General features: G+C 47.8%; 9 protein-coding genes. 4 read left to right on the top strand and 5 right to left on the bottom strand.

Translation table 11 applies throughout. The annotated features are described in order from the left end of the window. Positions 1 to 76: 76 nt before the first annotated feature. Positions 77 to 3,397, top strand: a complete 3,321-nt coding sequence (locus tag DW096_RS16980) for a beta-galactosidase (RefSeq protein ID WP_118931130.1) — start codon at positions 77 to 79, stop codon at positions 3,395 to 3,397. A gap of 77 nt (positions 3,398 to 3,474) precedes the next feature. On the opposite strand, the gene DW096_RS16975 is transcribed toward DW096_RS16980, so the two are convergent. The 4 genes from DW096_RS16975 to DW096_RS16960 all read right to left on the bottom strand — a co-directional run bounded on the left by DW096_RS16975 (position 3,475) and on the right by DW096_RS16960 (position 14,378). Continuing rightward, positions 3,475 to 4,617, bottom strand: a complete 1,143-nt coding sequence (locus DW096_RS16975) for a glycoside hydrolase family 43 protein (protein ID WP_057281598.1) — start codon at positions 4,615 to 4,617, stop codon at positions 3,475 to 3,477. A gap of 98 nt (positions 4,618 to 4,715) precedes the next feature. Next, positions 4,716 to 6,773 (bottom strand): RagB/SusD family nutrient uptake outer membrane protein, encoded by a 2,058-nt coding sequence (locus DW096_RS16970; protein WP_120028830.1) that lies wholly within the window; start codon positions 6,771 to 6,773, stop codon positions 4,716 to 4,718. A gap of 23 nt (positions 6,774 to 6,796) precedes the next feature. Then, complete coding sequence (locus DW096_RS16965) at positions 6,797 to 10,075, bottom strand: TonB-dependent receptor (protein WP_005833257.1); 3,279 nt, start codon at positions 10,073 to 10,075, stop codon at positions 6,797 to 6,799. A gap of 166 nt (positions 10,076 to 10,241) precedes the next feature. After that, positions 10,242 to 14,378, bottom strand: coding sequence for a hybrid sensor histidine kinase/response regulator transcription factor (locus DW096_RS16960; protein ID WP_057252965.1), 4,137 nt, complete (start codon positions 14,376 to 14,378; stop codon positions 10,242 to 10,244). Between the two features lie 156 nt (positions 14,379 to 14,534). Here DW096_RS16960 and DW096_RS16955 point away from each other — a divergent pair, with 156 nt between their 5' ends. Further along, a complete protein-coding gene (locus DW096_RS16955) occupies positions 14,535 to 14,975 on the top strand; it encodes a DUF6078 family protein (protein WP_005830148.1) in 441 nt (146 codons plus the stop codon). 572 nt (positions 14,976 to 15,547) lie between these two features. Further along, a complete protein-coding gene (locus tag DW096_RS16950; protein ID WP_118931131.1) occupies positions 15,548 to 17,641 on the top strand; it encodes a BT4734/BF3469 family protein in 2,094 nt (697 codons plus the stop codon). Here DW096_RS16950 and DW096_RS16945 read toward each other — a convergent pair. Next, positions 17,638 to 18,858 (bottom strand): ATP-binding protein, encoded by a 1,221-nt coding sequence (locus tag DW096_RS16945; protein ID WP_005830138.1) that lies wholly within the window; start codon positions 18,856 to 18,858, stop codon positions 17,638 to 17,640. The two genes, DW096_RS16950 and DW096_RS16945, sit on opposite strands and share 4 nt — an antisense overlap. A 137-nt stretch (positions 18,859 to 18,995) precedes the next feature. Between DW096_RS16945 and DW096_RS16940 the strand changes: the two genes are divergently transcribed. Then, a complete protein-coding gene (locus tag DW096_RS16940) occupies positions 18,996 to 19,574 on the top strand; it encodes a DNA-3-methyladenine glycosylase I (protein ID WP_005830137.1) in 579 nt (192 codons plus the stop codon). The last annotated feature ends 72 nt before the right edge of the window (positions 19,575 to 19,646 follow it).

Below are 19,646 nucleotides of genomic sequence, written 5' to 3'. Positions count from 1 at the left end.
CCTCCATTTCTCAACTTTCGCATATCTTTGCCCAAAACATAAACGATTTATTAATTATCTAATACCGAATTCTTAAATGAAAAGGAAAATTATTTGGAGTTTTGCATTGCTGGCCTGCCTTTGCTGCCTGCCATCTGCAAAAACAAAAGCACAAACGAAAAATGCCGCAATCATACCCGGGGAAGTATGGAAAGACACCGACGGCAATCCCATCAACGCCCATGGCGGCGGCCTTCTTTACCACGAAGGGACCTACTATTGGTATGGCGAATACAAAAAAGGGGAAACCATCCTGCCCGAATGGGCTACGTGGGAATGCTACCGCACCGACGTAACCGGTGTCAGCTGCTACTCTTCAAAAGACCTGCTGAACTGGAAGTTCGAGGGTATTGTACTTCCTGCCGTGAAAGATGACGAGAAACACGACCTGCACCCCAGCAAGGTGTTGGAACGTCCCAAAGTGATTTACAACGAAAAGACAAAGAAATTCGTCATGTGGGCGCATGTGGAAAGCGCCGACTACAGTAAGGCATGTGCCGGCGTAGCGGTCAGCGATTCTCCTACCGGGACATTCACCTATGTAGGCAGCTTCCGTCCCAACGGTGCGATGAGCCGCGACCAAACAGTGTTCGTTGATGATAACGGCAAGGCATATCAGTTCTACTCGTCGGAAAACAACGCTACCTTATATATAAGCGAACTAACGGATGACTACCTGAAGCCCACTGGTCGCTATACACGCAATTTCGTGAAGCAAAGCCGCGAAGCACCCGCCGTATTCAAGTATAACGGCAAGTACTATATGCTCTCTTCCGGTTGTACCGGCTGGGATCCCAATGTTGCCGAACTGGCTGTGGCCGACTCCATCATGGGGCAATGGACTACCATCGGCAATCCGTGTACCGGTCCTGATGCAGATAAGACCTTCTATGCACAAAGCACTTACGTGCAGCAAGTATACGGAAAAGGAAATGCCTACATTGCCATGTTCGACCGCTGGAAAAAGAAAAACCTTGAGGACTCACGCTACGTATGGCTCCCGCTTGAATTCGGCAAGGACGGCACAATCACGATACCCTGGCGCGACAGCTGGGACCCGCGTACCCAATGGGAAGAACAAGGCGACTTCTCTGCCGGCAAAGGAACATTCCTATTGAATGGCAAGCCGTTTGTCATCAAAGCCGCAGAGCTGCACTATCCACGTATCCCCAAAGCCTATTGGGACCAACGCATCAAGCTATGCAAGGCACTGGGCATGAACACCATCTGCCTTTATGTATTCTGGAACTCCCACGAGTCTCAGCCGGGAGTGTTCGACTTCACCGGACAGAATGACCTGGCGGAATTCTGCCGCCTATGCCAGCAGAATGACATGTATGTCATCCTGCGCCCGGGACCGTATGTCTGTGCCGAATGGGAAATGGGCGGACTGCCCTGGTGGTTACTCAAGAAAAAAGATATCCGCCTGCGCGAATCCGACCCCTACTTTATGGAGCGTGTAGGTATCTTCGAAAAAGCCGTTGCCGAGCAGGTAGCTGGTATGACCATACAGAACGGAGGTCCCATCATCATGGTACAAGTAGAGAACGAATACGGCTCCTACGGGGAAGACAAAGGCTACGTATCGCAAATCCGCGACATCGTACGCGCCAACTACCCCGGCGTAGCACTGTTCCAATGCGACTGGGCGTCCAACTTCACCAAGAACGGACTCCACGACCTGGTATGGACCATGAACTTCGGTACAGGAGCCAACATCGACCAACAGTTTGCACCGCTGAAGAAACTCCGTCCTGATAGCCCGCTGATGTGCTCCGAATTCTGGAGCGGCTGGTTCGACAAGTGGGGAGCCAACCACGAAACCCGTCCGGCTGCCGACATGATTGCCGGCATTGACGAGATGTTGTCCAAAGGCATCTCCTTCAGCCTCTACATGACCCACGGAGGGACCAACTGGGGACACTGGGCAGGAGCCAACTCACCCGGATTCGCCCCTGACGTAACCTCTTACGACTACGACGCCCCCATCAGCGAATCGGGACAGACCACTCCCAAATACTGGGAATTGCGAAAAGCATTGTCCAAATACATGAACGGCGAGAAGCAGGCTAAAGTTCCCGCTTTAATCAAGCCCATCCGTATTCCGTCTTTCCAATTTACAGAGATGGCTCCTTTGTTCGACAATCTTCCTGCTGCCAAGAAAGACCGCAATATCCGTACCATGGAGGAATATAACCAGGGATTCGGAAGTATTCTCTACCGCACCACACTGCCCGAGATGAAAACCCCGTCCCTGCTCACTGTGAACGATGCGCACGATTATGCCCAAGTTTTCCTGGATGGCAAATACATCGGCAAACTGGACCGCCGCAACGGTGAAAAGCAACTGGAATTCCCCGCCTGCCCCAAAGGTGCACGCCTCGACATTCTGGTAGAAGCCATGGGCCGCATCAACTTTGGACGTGCCATCAAGGACTTCAAGGGTATCACCCAAAGCGTAGAACTTACCGTAGACATCGACGGCCGTCCTTTCACCTGCAACCTGAAGGATTGGGAAGTCTATAATCTCGAAGATACATACGATTTCTATAAGAACATGAAGTTCCAGCCCATCGGCTCACTGAAAGATGAGTTAGGACAACGCATTCCGGGTTGCTACCGTGCCACCTTTAAGGTGAACAAGCCCAGCGACACATTCCTAAACTTCGAGACTTGGGGCAAGGGACTTGTCTACGTCAACGGGCACGCCATGGGACGCATTTGGGAAATCGGCCCGCAACAGACCCTCTACATCCCGGGATGCTGGTTGAAGAAAGGTGAGAATGAAGTGATTGTCTTCGACATCATCGGTCCCAAAGAAGTTAAGTCCGAAGGACTGAGCGAGCCATTGCTGGACCAGTTGCTCGTCACCAAACCGCTGACGCACCGCAATGAGGGCGAGAGCCTCGACTTGTCCGGTGAGCAGCCCGTCCTCTCCGGCAGCTTCAATTCCGGCAACGGCTGGCAGGAACGCAAATTCGGCCAACCCGTCACCGGACGTTACGTCTGCCTGGAAGCACTAAGTTCCCAAGACGGGAAAGACTTGGCTTGCATTGCCGAAATGTACCTGCTGGATGAGAATGGAGAACGCCTGTCACGCGAGCCCTGGATTGTCAATTATGCCGACAGCGAAGACGTATCCCGTGTCAACTGTTCTGCAGACAAACTCTTCGACCTCCAGGAATCAACCTACTGGAGCACGACAAAAGGTACTCCATACCCGCATGCAGTCGTGATTGATTTGGGCAGTACCCGCACACTGACTGGCATACAATATCTTCCCAGAATGGAGAGCGAGGTACCGGGTGGAATCAAAGACTTCAAGGTTTACGTAAAATCCAAGGCTTTCAACTATTAAGCCGGACAGATTTATCCATAAAAAAAGGAGCTTGCCGCGATAACGGGGCAAGTTCCTTTCCTTTTTTCTCAAATATATCAGCAAGGATTCCAACTTTCTTTCCATTCGATAACCGGTTTACCAGTATCATCAAAACCAATCGGCAGCCAGATATACTTTGAATACATCAAACTCTCCGGCTTCCAGACATCAGCCATAAAGACAAATCTATTTTCCAGAGTAGAAATGACAAAGGTACTTTGACCGCCGAAAGTCTTTTCAGCCCCCTTACCTATAAAAGGATGCAGATGCTGTTTCCACGGTCCCCAGATGGAGGATGCTGAAAACAAACGTGCCTCATTGGGCTCCCATCCCGTACAGCCGGAAGTAATCATCCAATACGTACCGTCATGTTTGAATAGTGCCGGAGCTTCATTATGCCCTCCCGGGAAGAGACGGATATATTTTCCGGAATGTCCTTGATAGTCATCAGTCAGCTCGGCAATTTGCAAGGTTAGATTCTCTTCCGAAGAATAGATATGATAAGCTTTTCCATCGTCGTCAACATACAATGTCATGTCCCGGGACATCTGTCCTCCCTTCAAGTCACGTTTCACAAACAACCCCTTATTGACAGCCTCTCTCCACTCAGGCGTCCACCATTCTTCAAACTGTTCCATATTCCACTGTATGTCCCGTTCTTCGTCCGTCATATTCAGCGGAAATACTCCCGGACAAACACGACTTGAAGAAACAAAACGATAAGGTCCCGCCGGAGAGTCACTGACAGCCACTCCTGCACGGGCAGCCGCATAGCCCTTCCCTTTCAGTTCCAGATGAAACCACATGACAAATTTCTTCGTCTTTTCGTTATAAATCACCTTGGGACGTTCTATAATACAGCCTTTCTCTATTTCATTGCCAGCTTCCTCCGATACAGACAAGGGCACCCCCTCATATTTCCAATTACATAAATCGGCAGAAGAATAACATGTTACTCCTACCTCCGTAGAGAATCCTTTTGCAGGACGGTGTTCACCGAACCAATAATATTTACTGTCAAATAACAGTATACCACCACCATGTGCATTAATGTACTCCCCGTTTACATCGTTCCATACTCCGGCTGGAACGATTTCACCTTCCCCCCTTATAGGGACATCATTTTGTGCCTGCAGGCCGACGACTGACGCCACGACAACCAAGCATACCACTAAAAACTTGAAATTCAAATGAGTCATATTCTGTCTTGTTTCTATTTATAAAGAAGGGAGGAGGATACCTTCGCACCGGAAAGTGTATCCTCCTCCCTAAATCAAATACCTATTGAAAAATACCTTTATTTCTCAGCCGGCTGGTCAGCTACCACCGGCCAATAAGGGTTCTGGTAAAGAATAGAAGTCGATACATCCGCTCCCGAAGAGGCTGTCAACTGGAACTGTTTTATCATAATAGGATTCAAATAATGTGCCATCTTCCAAGTGCAGCCGTTATAGGCAGACTGGTTGCTGCTTCTCTCGAATGGACGGAGATACTCACTCTTGTCTTTCGATGAGACATTAGCCTTGTCTGTCCCGTCAGCAACCAAAATGGATTTTCCATTATCATCCAGATACCAGTCCTCCATCGGAGTATTCCACAAATGCATACCTTCCAGATGGCTGGGAGCAGTCATCAGTTGGTCCATAGAACGCCAACGGCACAAGTCCATGTAGCGAAGACCTTCAGCCAGGAACTCGCAACGACGTTCACGACGGATATTATACAGAGTCTTGTCAGAGATGACACTTCCACCCGTATAGGCTCCCCAATCATTTTCAGCCTCCTTGCTCATGTCCGTTGCAGCGATAGTCTTGTCAAAATCAGTACTGATGCCGGCACGTTGACGAAGTACAGTCCAATATTCACGAGCCGTAGCATCCAGCGTTCCATTGAGCAGATAACTTGCTTCCATATAATTCAGCAGAGCCTCAGCCGCACGGAAACATACAGCTGCCGTATAACCACCGCCATTGGCATAATACTTACGGTTGAATGAACCACCCTTGCGCAATGCATAGCCGGTAGCATAGCCACGCTCACCGTCACCACTCGTAATGGCCGGATAGGGCTCTTCCATCACAACTTCCGTACCTTCATTATTATCAACTTCAAAAAGGATGTTCTTCTGTCCCGGTTCTTTCAGGAAGATACTGAGACGCGGGTCACGGTTTACACGTACATCAGCAACCGTCTTGTCGCCCATATAATAGCCGTCACCATCCGCATAAGAACCGTGAGCATAAACCGGAGTACCATCCTTCATCAGGAAATTCTGTACGAATCCACGGGTCAGACCGATACGGTAATTACCACGTCCGGCAGCGGCATTGATGTTATGAGTAGAGAGTCCGCGGGCATACTGGCGCCACAACAGTACTTCCTTCACATCCGAAAGGTCTTCTTGTGCAAACATATCAAAGTAAGGATTTGACGGGTCATCAGCTGATTGTTGCAACACACCGGTATTCTCCGTCAAACTCCCTTTGTATTTATCTGCTACAAGTTTGGAAGCCTCTACGGCCTGTTCCAAGAAGTACTTCACTTCATTATCAATGTTTCCGCTCGGATACTGATAATTGTTGTGAAGAGATGCCCCCGGCCAGCCTTCTCCACCAGGTACGAATGCCGTACCCTTGAAATTCTGCAACCAAGTAGCCTCGAACAGTGCCACACGTGACTTAACCAGCATCGCAACATCCTTATTGATACGGGTCGTCGCCATATCGACATCACTCATATAGGCATAAGCCTTGTCAAGATCGGAAATGATGAAACGTGCCACTTCATTACGCGGAAAACGTTTGCTGGCTTCACGGAGAGCTTCCATCTCATCGGCAAGCGGTTGGTTGATAATCGGGAAGTCGCCGAACAACTGGAGCTTCTTAAAGTACTCGTAAGCACGCAGGAAGTACATTTCTCCGATATAGTGCTTGATGGTGGCTACACTCCCGGAAATTGTATTTTGTGAACCGCTCATGTCCTCACCGAATTTGGGAAGTGCTTCAGACAAAAAGAAATTAATACGATAGATGCGTTCGAACTTCCAATTGTCACTTTCGCTATGAGGTACTTTCCAGCGATCCTGGGTATAGCGGTCATTGGCATTCACCTCTATCTGGTTATCGGTTCCTTTGTCTTCACCGAAGATGCCATAAGTCCACTGGCCGAATGACGGAAGGACATTGGGATATTCATCATTCAGATTGGCTTCCAACTGGGCCGCAGTGGAGTAATAGGTTTCGGGAGAAATGCTTGACATCGGCTCTCTGTCCAGAAAATCATCGCAGGAAGTCGTTCCGGCAATCACTGCCATTGCCATGAACGCTTTTACAATATATCTATAATTCGATTTCATAATATTCTTCATTATTTATGGGATTAAAGTGATACGCTAAGTCCAAAAGACCAAGTTCTTGAAAGCGGGTATGCATTACCGGCACTCTTGATAGGTGCAGAAGCATTGCTGTCCGTGTTACCACCGCTGATGGTTTCGGGATCGAACAACTTGCTCAGTTTGGTTCCCGTCCACAGATTCTCGCCCGATACGAAGATGCGGCAGTTGGTGATACCGATTTTGCGAATCATGGAAGCAGGCAATGTGTAGCCAAGCTGGAAGTTCTTCAAACGGATATAAGACGCATCCTGCAGATAGCGGGTTTGGGTTTCCTGGTTCTGGGTACTGTCAAATCTCGGACGCGCATAGTATGAATTGACATTGGCGGCAATCTCATGACCGGCCAGCCCGACGGGTTCATCACGGAAGTAATCTTCGTGTTCCTTCAAACCGGTTGACCACCACATACCCCATTGGCCAACGCCCCAGAAGATATTGGAACCCTGCCAGTAGTCACGCTTCATCACTCCCTGGAAGAAGAGGCGAACATCAAATCCCTTGTAATTGGCATTCAAGTCAAGACCGAAATGATAACGGGGAGTATTGTTGCCTATCACCTTCAAATCACCGTGGTCCTCCAAAGTCTGTGCACCTTTGGTGATGCCCGGTTTTCCATCCTGGTCGGCATACATGATGTCACCGGCAGTCCAAACGCCGGAACCGATGGCACTTTGTCCGCCCACTTTATTCAGATGCGCCTGCATCTCATCATCTGTCTTGGCAATTCCCACGGTTTCAAAGCCCCAGATTTCACCAATCTCGCGGCCTGCGATATAAGTATTGATTGAGTTTGTCGGGTTACCCGGGTATCTGTCTATATAAGTACGTGCATCAGAAACATTGAACTTAATGCCATAGCCCATACCGAAGTTGGTGCGGTCCTGCCATCCGATGGTAAGTTCCCAACCCTTCGTCTTCAAGTCACAGTTATTGGTCTTGGGAGTCGCAATACCCAATGTAGCGGGCAACTCTACAGACGGACCTACCATATTGTCCGTATAACGGATATAAGCATCGAATGACCCGGTCAGACGGTTGTTGAACAGCCCCCAGTCAAGACCGATATTCCAGGTACGCACTTTCTCCCAAGTCAAGGCTGTACTGATAAGGTCGCCTACATAAGCAGTGTTTGGTTTCAGTCCATTCTGCAGCCAGCTTCCGTTTGCCTGCTTCAATGTCATGGCACGATAAGTAGGATACCAGCCGTTTGTATTCATATTCCCCAGTTCACCATAAGAGAAACGGAACTTCAACTGATTGCAAACATCCGCAAAATCTTCCCAGAAGTTTTCCTGGGCAATGTTCCAACCCAAAGAGAAGGAGGGAGACAACTGCCAACGATTGCCACGGCGGAAGCGGGAGGTACCATCATAGCGCAAATTGGCCTCTGCCAGATAACGACCTTTATAATCATAGTTCAAGCGGCCAAAGAAACCCGCTGTGGCCCACTCATTACGATAGCCACCCACCTCGGGCACCTTATCCTTACCGGCGCCGTCAATATTCGAAATCAAGTCCAGTTCCGGAAGGTCTTCCACCTGCAAACCATATCCTTTGGCACTAAAAAACTTCTGGCGCATTTCTTCGGACTGAAAACCACCCATTACCTTAAAATTATGATCATCATTGATAGCAAGAGAATAAGTGGAGTAAATATTCCAGTTCATGTAGCTCTCTTTCTTGTAGTCTTGATAGAGACTTGAGGTTCCTTGCGTATCCACAATATTTCCACTCACATCGTGGTTATAGTAAGGAAGTCCGGTTTCACGTGTATCTATAGAATTGGTACTATAGTTGAACTCAACATTGGTAATCCAATTCTTCACGGGTTCGAATACCAAGCTTGCTTGATGATAAACCTTATCTGTCTGCACATCGCGCTCACCACCCAATGCAAGTGACATCGCCGGCGTATCGGCATTACCATTAAAATAATAGCCGTTTTCATCATAAACCGGAAGATTAGGCCAAGTCTGACGGCCGATTCTCTCATACAAACCGCCACCAAAATTGGTAGGACGGCCAAGGTCTTGACGGACATAACGCAAGCTGTAATTGAACTTCAACCATTTGGTCAGCTCGGCACCAAATTTGGCAGTAGCATTATAGCGCTTCAAGTCATCGGAACCATGACGGAGCAAACCATTCTGATCCAGATAGCCCAATGAAGCATAATAATTGAACTTGTCACCACCACCGCTTACACTGAAATTATGTTCTTGCGAGAAGGAAGAGCCCTTGTAGATTTCGGAAAACCAGTCAGTATTGGCATACGCCGTAGTAAACGGGTCGCCTGCCGGTTTACCCCATACATTGCCATCAGTAGGCAAACCGCCACGATTAGTACCTCCCGCAGCCTGGAAGTCAAGCATCTGCTGCATCACTGTATCAGAGAACTGGGCATTGTCCTGACCGTTGCGTGCAGCCTCATTGAAGTAGTTGGCAAAGGTATAGGAGTCCATCATCTCCGGCAGATTCACCGGACTGTTGAAGCGGAAGCTGTTGTTGTAGTTGATAGTCGGCTTGCCCGATTTGCCTTTCTTGGTAGTCACCAAGATAACACCGAACGGTGCACGCGACCCATAAATAGAGGAAGCGGCAGCATCCTTCAATACAGAAATATTCTCGATGTCCTGCGGATTCACCGTATTGATGTCACCTTCCATACCGTCAATCAAAATCAGCGGACTTCCGCTTGAGCCGTCACCGATGGTACCGTTGCCACGGATATTGATGGACATATTCTTGTCCAGTTCACCGGTATTGGTCGTAATCTGCAAGCCCGGTACCAAGCCCTGCAATGCCTGCGTGGCATTCGCTACCGGACGTGCTTCAATTTCCTTCGCCGTAGCCAGCCCCACAGAACCTGTCAGGTTCACCTTCTTCTGCGTGCCGAAACCTACCACTACCACCTCGTCCAGCATTTCGCTGTCTTCTTTCAGAGTCACAGTAAAGGATGTTTTTCCAGCCACCGGCAGCTCTACCGTCTTATAACCGATAAAGCTGATTGTCAAAGTGGCATCCGAAGGGACTTTCAAAGAGAAATTACCGTCAATGTCGGTAATTGTTCCATTCGTCGCATTCCCTTTCTCCACTACACTGGCGCCAATCACCGGTCCCATCGCATCATTAACCACACCTTTTACATTGATTGTCGAACTCTGTGCGTTCAAGAACTGAACATTCAACAGAAGGGCCATACAAATGGCCAAAGTGACATACACTTTCAGCCCGAGTCCTTCAAAGAATCTCTGTCTTTTCATTGTATAAACTTTAAGATTAAACATTAATTGTTTCACTTTCACTCTTCATTTTAACCGTGAAAACAATGGCAAATGTAGGCGAATGCTGATAGGAAGACCTCCAATAATGCTTCTACGAGGTAGAATTTTAGTTATTCGACCTAATTGAAGCATAATTTGACTTGATCTATGACTGTATGAAGCGTTCCTGATATTCCGTCGGCAACATGCCGAATTCCTTTTTGAAACAAGAACTGAAATATTTCGGGTCATTAAAACCGACGGCATACGCCAGATCGGAAACACGCACAGAACTCCCCTTCTCCTCCATAATGCGGCAGGCCGCTTTCAGACGGATGTTACGGATAAAGGCAGAAGTATTCAGTCCCGTCAGGGATTTCAGTTTCTTGTAAAGGGTGGACTTGCTGGTGCCCATCTCCTCCACAAACTGGGGCTGGTCGAAGTCTGAATCTTCCAGATGGCGGTTTACGCAGTCAATGGCACGCTGCATGAAGTCCTCATCAATGCTGGTATAGTCCAGTTCCTTGATTTCGAACACCAGTTGGTTCTTAAAGTCATGCGCCTTGCGTTCTTTGTATTTCAGCAGATTGCGGATGCGTGCATGCAGCACGGCCAGGTTGAACGGTTTACTGATAAAGGCATCCGCCCCCACTTCATAAGCTTCGGCACGGTCTTCCTCCTTGTTCTTGGCTGTCAGAAGAATCACGGGAATATGACTGAGTTCCAACTTGTTCTTCACATACCTGCAAAACTCGATGCCGTCCATTACGGGCATCATCACGTCCGAAACAATCAGGTCAATATCCTCATTGTCAAGCACAGTCACAGCCTCCTGACCGTTTTCGGCCGTATGGACATTGTATTCACGTTTCAGCAGCCGGACCATTAACTGCAAAAGCTCCTCATTGTCCTCCACCACCAATATGGTATGCGCTTTGGGCTTTTCAGCAACCACATTCTCCGCATTCTCCTCTTCAAGATAGGTAACGGTTTTCTGTACCGGAAGTACAGCTTCCTCATCAATCTGTTCTTCCTTAAAGTAAGAGCGGTCTACGGGCAAGGTCACGATGAATTCCGTTCCCCGGCCTTCCTCGCTCTCCACTTCAATGCTTCCTCCATGCAGCTCCACCAAGTCCTTTACCAAAGAAAGGCCGATGCCCGTACCAATGGTGTTGAACTTCCGGTAATCCCCCTCGTAGAACCGCTTGAAGAGGCTCTTCTGCTTGTCCTTTGAAATGCCACTGCCATTATCCTTTACATGCAACCGGACGAAGTCCCTGTCTTCGGCATACATCAGCGTGACTTGTATATAGCCACCCTCCTTATTATATTTGGCGGCATTGGAAAGCAGGTTGTAGAGAATCTTGTCCAGCTTGTCCGTATCAAAATAACCGATAATCGACTCCGGATTACAGAGTACGGAGAAATGTATCTTGCGCTTTTTGACAAGCGGCAGGAAAGATTCGGCTTCATTTTTCACAAACGCCGCCACATCTCCTGGAGAGACACGCAACTTCAGATTGCCGGTTTCTGCTTTACGAAATTCAAGAATCTGCTGCAACAGACGGATGAGCCTGCTGATATTGCTACCCATTACCGTATAAAGGTCGTCATGCCCGGGAAACCGCATCTTCAACTCATCGACGGTAGCCGAGATAATGGTCAGCGGAGTCAGCAGTTCATGCGTGATATTTGTAAAGAACTGCAATTTGGCATGATTCAGTTCTTCCAGTTTGGACTTCTCCATCTCCCGAAGATGCAGCTCATTACGCAGCTGCATCCTGTTCTTTGCTGTCCGGAGAATGAAGCAGACAATAGCTGCCCCTATCAGTGCATAAATGATATAAGCCCACCATGTAGCCCAGAACGGTGGCAATACCACCACCTCAAGTTCACGGATTTCCTGACTCCAAATGCCATTTTCATTGGTGGCTTTCAGACGGAACCGATAAGTACCGCTCTTCAAATTATTATAATAGGCAAAACGGCGGTTGGCATCCGTATATTGCCAATCCTTGTCAAAACCTACAAGCTGATAAGCATACCGATTTAAACCGGGATTCTTATAAGTAAGAGATGCGAATTCAATACTGAAATTATTATATCCGTAAGGCAGATCTAACTTCCGCGTAAACGAAGGCATGACAGAAGAAATCCGTTCTCTGACCTCCGGTTCCAATACCGCAAAAGAACGGTTGAAGATTTTTATATCCGTAATCAGATAAGGCACAGCTTCATTGTCTTTCTCCAGAGATGCAGGAAGGAAACTGTTATAACCCTTATTTCCTCCAAAGAATAACTCGCCCTCCCTACTGCAAGAAGACTGTGATATGAAAAAGTTATCCTGCAGACCGTCTGCTGTCGTATAGACACGGACCGTAGCCAAATTCTCGTCCATCGGTACAAAAAGCTGTACCAGCCCCATATTAGTCCCCATCCATAGACACCCTTGCCTGTCTTCCTCTATAGACCCTATCATGTCGGCAGACAGCTGATATTCCTGATTCTTTTCCGTAAATACATTTTCCTTATAATCATATAGATACAACCCTCCTCCCTCAGTTCCGGCCCATAGCCTTCCCGATTTATCCACATGCAAACACAACACCGAGTTCGTTGCCAGCTGGCCGTTGTTATAACTATAGTTACTATATTTCAGCGTTTCGGGATGCTGCACATCCCCCATAATATGTATAATTCCATAGTTGGCTGTCGCAATCCAGAAGCTGCCATCCGCATCCTCCACAATATCCTTCACATGATACCAATCCGCCAACCCGCCTCCGGCAAAAGAAAGTGTTCCGAACCTATAATGCCCTCCATCGGCCAAACTGATTCCCATACCGCCGCGACAGCCTACCCAACAATTCCCCTTACTGTCCTCACACAAGGCCGAAACGCAATCCGAATAGAGATAAGGCGTGTCGGATTCAGTCAGCACCTTCACTTTCTCTCCTTTCTCATAAATCAAGATACCACCGTCATAGGTAGCGAACCATACTTCTCCATTCTTACGCTGAATAATGTAATTGACCGTGGGTACACCGGGAATATCCGAGAATTCCGGGATATGGGAAAAGAACGACAACACACCGGTTTCATAATCCTTGCGTGCCAGCCCATAACTTCCGGTACCCAGCCAAAGGTCTTTATCTGCATCGGCAAACAAAGCGCGGACGGCAGTAGTAGGCACGTCATCCTCTGCCAGATTCAAAGAATAGAAAGCAAACGGAGATTGTTTCGTGTCTATCATCAGGACACCGCCGCCAATGGAACCCAGCCAGATATTATTGAAGCGGTCGCGCAACAGTGAATTTATTTCATCACAAGGTATATGATATGCCGAATGCAACGACTTGTAATTAATGAATGTACCGGGATTCTCCTGCTTCATAATGCTCAGCCCCACCCGGGTCCCTATCCACAAGGTATGGGTGTGTACATCCTCCACAATATCATAAACAATATTGTCCGACAAGCTGGCATCATCCCCTATCCTATGCGAATAATGCGTATAAGACACGTTTGCCATATCCTTTGGGTGATTCAAGAGAAATAATCCGCAATCCCAGCCACCGACCCACATTTTCCGGTTTGAATCCTGATAGATAACATGTGCCGAGTTCCGTTCATTGATTTTGGGATATGCATAGAATTTATCCTCCTTCCGGGAATAACGAAAAAGACCACTGGACCAGGTACCGACCCACAAATCCCCATCCGAGTCCTCGAACAACGATTTGATGGAAGCTGCGGGAAATATACCATCGGTGGACTTGCCGTCATACATCACGAAGGAGTCCTTCTCTGCCACATACCGGCATAAGCCAGAATCCGTACCAATCCATACCTCATTTTCCCGGGTGACCAACAGGCATGAGACCGCATTGTTTGGAATGGCAGGCGCAGTATATTGACGGATTTCTCCGGTTTTCTTATTGAGTGTGTTCAACCCCTCTTGTGTACCAATCCACAAGAAGCCGTCATTGTCATCGGCAAAACAATAAATGTTGTTACTGGTCAACAAACCGGGAGTATTCAAGCTCGATTTATAGACAGTAATCTGGTAACCGTCGTATTTACAGAAACCATACCGGGTAGCAAACCACAAAAAACCTTCCTTATCCTGATATATTTTCTGGACCTCATCCGTCGGTAATCCGTCTAATGTAGAAATCTGCTTGAACTTCAAACGGGAAATAACATTCCCATCAGCCGCATGCCCCAAGGCAGGATACATTGTCCAAAAGCTGAACAGGAGAAGACACGTATGCAAACAAAAAAAACTTACTCTATTTTTCATATACCAGATATTAGGAATTATGACAAATATAGCAAGTTCAGCTCACTTTAAAGAAGAATTATGCTCTTTTTTTGTCTGCAAATACTTCAAACAAGGCTTTATTCCTTACCTTTACAGCCGTGTTCTACACCCTAACCGTAGACAAGCAAACAACATATGGAAAATAAATTCGACTACCAGTCTGTGCCTTATGGCTTTGCACATTGCTTCAACAGCCAGTGCGTCCATAAGGAAGAATGCCTGCACCACTTGGCTGCTACCAATTGCACCTCGCAATGTCCTACTTTAAGCATCATCAATCCGAACTGTATCCCTGCCGATACCACCAACTGCCCTCATTTCCGGAAAGCCCTGAAGTGCCGGGTTGCATGGGGCATCCGGCACCTGCTGGACAATGTACCCCACAAATGTGCAGCCCCGATGAGGAACCAGCTTGTAGGACACTTTGGCAAGACCACCTATTATCGCTTTTACCGCCAGGAACAAGGCTTGTTTCCAAAGGCACAAGCATATATCCGTCAGGTTTTCAAACAATACGGAATTGCCGAAGAACCGAAATTCGAGAGATACAGCGAAGAATACAGCTACAACGATTGAAGCATCCGGACAGCTCAGCTCTTACAAAGTTTATTTTTGAAAAACATCTGTCATGCTATCACGCAGAGGGGGATATCCTTTTGATTATAAACCGATTAAAGCGTGAAAGATACCCGTGATAGATAAAAATCTTCACAACCATCCATCACGCCATAACAAAAGCAGTATCCGATACTTACTTCATTCACCACAGAATAGTGCTATATGCCTAGTTCTCAGTATGAAACTTTTAGTTTCTTAAGCAAATACTATTGGTTTCAACCTTCTAAAACAAAAGTTTCAACAAGAGAAACTAAGAGTTTCCCTTAGGAAAACCATTGGTTTCAACAAGTAAAACCTTTTGTTTCAATAGCCGGAAACTATTGTTCCGACAAGCAAAACCAGCGTGGAAGTCTGCACAAAGCATCCCAAATCACCTGCTTTTTCGACTCAAAACATCAGATTTTCCACAGAAAAACGCTGGAATCGACCTAAAAAAGCATGGAATCACTTGCAAAAAGAGCCTGATTGTCGTACCTTAGTACACTGTAAGCAAACCATTTTGCCTGCATGTGACAAAACAAAAAATAGAAATGAAAATCACCCAACTGAGAGAAAAAGACGGGAATCTGACACTGAGCACGACAGACTTAGACACCTTCCTACAGAAAATCAAAACGGAGACCAAAACCCAGCCCGTATCCACTTTCCGCCAGCAACTGCGATACTGCTTGCCCGGCAAGCGCTGCAACGAGGCAGACCGACTGCCCAAAGTACTCCCGGCAGCCGAATTCCGCAAGACGAACGGTGTTTGCCAGATGAAAACCTACAACGGCATCGTGGAACTGACCGTAGGCCCGCTTTCCGGCAAGTCCGAAATAGCCCTTGTGAAACGTCTTGCCTGGGAACAGCCCCAGACGCGGCTCGTATTCACCGGTTCCAGCGGACGGACTGTAAAGATTTGGACTACCTTCACCCGTCCGAACAACTCGCTGCCGGGCAAACGGGAAGAAGCCGAGGTGTTCCACGCCCATGCCTACCGCCTTGCCGTGAAATGCTACCAGCCCCAACTGCCTTTCGACATTCTGCTGAAAGAGCCCAAGCTGGAACAGTACTCCCGCCTCTCCTTCGACCCCGAAGCCATGTACCGCCCGGACTCCATACAGTTCTATCTTGCACAGCCCGTCTCCATGCCCGACGAAACCACCTATCGGGAAGCCCTGCAAGACGAGAAGTCACCCCTGACGCGCGCCGTGCCGGGATATGAAGCCGAAGAAGCCATCATCATGCTGTTTGAGGCCGCCTTGCAGAAGACTTTCGCCGAAGCGACGGGTGCCGGTGCCGACAACAGCCTGCACTCCCTGACCGTGCGCCTTGCCGAGAACTGTTTCCGTTCGGGCATCCCCGAAGAAGAGACCGTGAAGCGTACCTATTTCCATTATTATCTACGCCAAAAAGAGACTGTCATCCGGCAGATTATAAGAAGCGTTTACCAAGAGAACAAAGGCTTCAATACCCAAAGCAGCCTCAGCAAAGAGCAAAGACTTGCCATACAGACGGACGAGTTCATGAAACGCCGCTACGACTTCCGCTACAACACCCAAGTGGGTGAGGTGGAATACCGTGAACGCCACTCGTTCCGTTTCCGCTTCTCCCCCATCGACAAGCGCACGCTGAACAGCATTGCCCTCGACGCACAGAGCGAAGGCATTCCCCTGTGGGATAGGGACATCAGCCGATATATCTACTCCAACCGCATCCCGGTATTCAATCCGCTGGAAGATTATCTGTACGACCTTCCGCACTGGGACGGGAAAGACCGTATCCTGGCACTCGCCCGGACAGTACCCTGCAACAACCCGTACTGGGCCGAACTGTTCCACCGCTGGTTTCTCAACATGGTGGCACACTGGCGCGGCAATACCGACAAGAAATATGCCAACAGCGTCTCCCCCTTATTGGTAGGTGCACAAGGCACCCGCAAAAGCACCTTTTGCCGAAGCATCGTCCCGCCCGAGCTGCGTGCCTATTATACGGACAGCATCGACTTCTCGCGCAAGCGTGACGCTGAGCTTTACCTCAACCGTTTTGCGCTCATCAACATCGATGAATTCGACCAGATAAGCAGCACCCAGCAAGGATTCCTGAAACATATCCTCCAGAAGCCGGTGGTCAACGTGCGCAAGCCATACGCCAATGCCGTGCTCGAGATGCGCCGATACGCCTCGTTCATCGCCACCAGCAACCAGAAGGACTTGCTGACCGACCCCAGCGGCAGTCGCCGGTTCATCTGCATAGAAGTGACGGAAGCAATAGACACCAACCGCCCGATAGACTACAACCAGCTTTATACCCAGGCCATGCACGAACTGGACCACGGCGAACGCTATTGGTTCGACCAGTCGGACGAACGGATTATGACGGAAAACAACCACGATTTCGAACAGATACCGCCCGAAGAGCAACTGTTCTACCACTATTTCCGCGTTGCCGGAAATGACGAGGAGGGAGAATGGCTGTCGTCTGCCGAAATACTGAACCGCCTGCGCCGGTACAGCGCCATCCCGCTGTCCACCAAGAGAGTGAATGTATTCGGAAGGATACTGCAGAAACATGAAGTGCCATCCCGCAGAACACGGTTCGGCACGCTGTATCATGTGGTGGAGTGCAAGAGACAAGAAGATTAGTCTTTAAAATATTCAGACACCGGCAATGCTTCTATCGTTTTATCTCCTACGGAAAATTTGTCATGTTGGTTATAAGTGAGTATCAGTCCATGCCCCATCTTGAAGAAAGACAAGGCATCCAGTAAGCCATCTACTTCCCTTTTCCGGTTTTCTGCGGTCAAGGCATAGCATACCTGGATGGCAAGCTGGGGCACAGAATTGCGTACAACTATAAAGTCGCATTCCTTCCGGTTCTCATTATAATAGAATATCTCAGAATAACGGCGACGCAATTCCGCAAAAACCATGTTCTCCAGCCTCCGACCCTCATCACGGGTGAAAGATGGAGAGGTGACAAATACAACACCATTGTCCACACAATACACTTTCTTCGGGTTCAACAGTTGCGCTTTATATGAATATGAAAATTTCGGAACAAAGTTTATCAAGTAAGTCTGTTCGAAATAAGAGAAATAATCAGACACAGTAGAAGTACTTTTCATTCCCAGTATCTGTTTCAGTTTTGTAGCAGACACCAGATTGCCCACATTCCCCATCAAATAGGCCAAGAGACTTTTCAAAGAGTGGTCATCACGTATATTATATCTCACGGCAATATCACGATATACTATATCATTGACTAAATCCGTCAGAACATCCTGATCATCCAGTTGCAAGTATTGAGGGAAGCCACCCTGATGCAGATAGTCGTACAAGGAACTGTCACCGATAGTCTTACCCGTAAAACCGCAATATTCAGCATACGAAAAAGGGAACAGTTCTTTCGTAATATGTCTTCCTGTCAACTTCGTGCCCAATTCACGACTCAACATCGAAGCATTGGAGCCGGTGATTCCCACATAAAACCCTTCATCCAACTTGCCCCGAATATACACCTCCCAACCATCAACAATCTGTATTTCGTCAAAAAGAAGAGCGATACACCCTTCATGTTCCTTAATAACTTCATCCACTATACGGAAATCACTGAATTCAAATCCATACAGTAAAGGGGTATCAAAATTCAAGGAGAGCACCTCTTCCGGCTTGTATCTATCCACCGATAATTGTGCCAGCAATGTACTCTTACCACAACGGCGAATACCAGATATAATCAGTGCATAGTCTGCTACCAAGGGAGGTAAAGACAACAATAGGTCACGTCGGAAACTTTGAAATTTCCTCAACCGTTCACGTTGCACACGTATGGCTTCTACTATATCCGATTTGCTTATCATAGGGCTATGTCATTTATATTCAGATACAAATATAAACATTCCATTCTGAATAAACAAATCTATCCATTTAGAATAGATAGATTTGTTTATTCGGAATGAAAGCACTACCTTAGCACCTCATTACAAAAATAACGCTTATGCAAGACATTATAAACGGACGTTGCGGCTGGTGCGGAACCGACGAGCTGTATGTGAAATACCACGATGAAGAGTGGGGAAAAACGGTAACAGACGACAAGACACTATTCGAGTTTCTTGTATTGGAAAGTGCCCAGGCGGGACTGAGCTGGATAACCATCCTCAAAAAGCGGGAAGGCTACCGCAAAGCCTTTTGCAATTTCGATGCCGCGCAAGTGGCGCAAATGACCGACGAAGACGTGGAACGGCTGATGCACTTTGACGGCATCGTGAAAAACCGTCTGAAAATCAAGTCGACCATCACCAATGCAAAGCAGTTTCTTGTCATACAGAAAGAATTCGGCAGCTTTTACAACTATACGCTATCCTTCTTCCCCGACCGGAACCCCATTATCAATCATTTTCAGTCATTGAGTGAGATTCCAGTATCATCTCCCGAATCAGATGCCATGAGCAAAGACATGAAAAAACGGGGATTCAAGTTCTTCGGCTCTACCATTTGCTATGCCCATCTGCAAGCTTCGGGGTTTATCAACGACCATCTGACGGATTGCATTTGCCGAAATCAGAAACAATAAAACAAAGAAATATACAGAAGCAAGCAAAACATCAACACAAAGCGGTCACCCTCCCCCATCGGAAAGGCGACC

Source organism: Bacteroides sp. AM07-18 (assembly GCF_003602695.1).
Taxonomy (GTDB): domain Bacteria; phylum Bacteroidota; class Bacteroidia; order Bacteroidales; family Bacteroidaceae; genus Bacteroides; species Bacteroides uniformis.
This window is presented reverse-complemented; position numbering and strand designations above follow the sequence as displayed.

Bases quoted from the DNA above. Each gene is read 5' to 3' on its own strand.
- DW096_RS16980 (WP_118931130.1), top strand. From the start codon at position 77: ATGAAAAGGAAAATTATTTGGAGTTTTGCATTGCTGGCCTGCCTTTGC.
- DW096_RS16975 (WP_057281598.1), bottom strand. From the start codon at position 4,617: ATGACTCATTTGAATTTCAAGTTTTTAGTGGTATGCTTGGTTGTCGTG.
- DW096_RS16970 (WP_120028830.1), bottom strand. From the start codon at position 6,773: ATGAAATCGAATTATAGATATATTGTAAAAGCGTTCATGGCAATGGCA.
- DW096_RS16965 (WP_005833257.1), bottom strand. From the start codon at position 10,075: ATGAAAAGACAGAGATTCTTTGAAGGACTCGGGCTGAAAGTGTATGTC.
- DW096_RS16960 (WP_057252965.1), bottom strand. From the start codon at position 14,378: ATGAAAAATAGAGTAAGTTTTTTTTGTTTGCATACGTGTCTTCTCCTG.
- DW096_RS16955 (WP_005830148.1), top strand. From the start codon at position 14,535: ATGGAAAATAAATTCGACTACCAGTCTGTGCCTTATGGCTTTGCACAT.
- DW096_RS16950 (WP_118931131.1), top strand. From the start codon at position 15,548: ATGAAAATCACCCAACTGAGAGAAAAAGACGGGAATCTGACACTGAGC.
- DW096_RS16945 (WP_005830138.1), bottom strand. From the start codon at position 18,858: ATGATAAGCAAATCGGATATAGTAGAAGCCATACGTGTGCAACGTGAA.
- DW096_RS16940 (WP_005830137.1), top strand. From the start codon at position 18,996: ATGCAAGACATTATAAACGGACGTTGCGGCTGGTGCGGAACCGACGAG.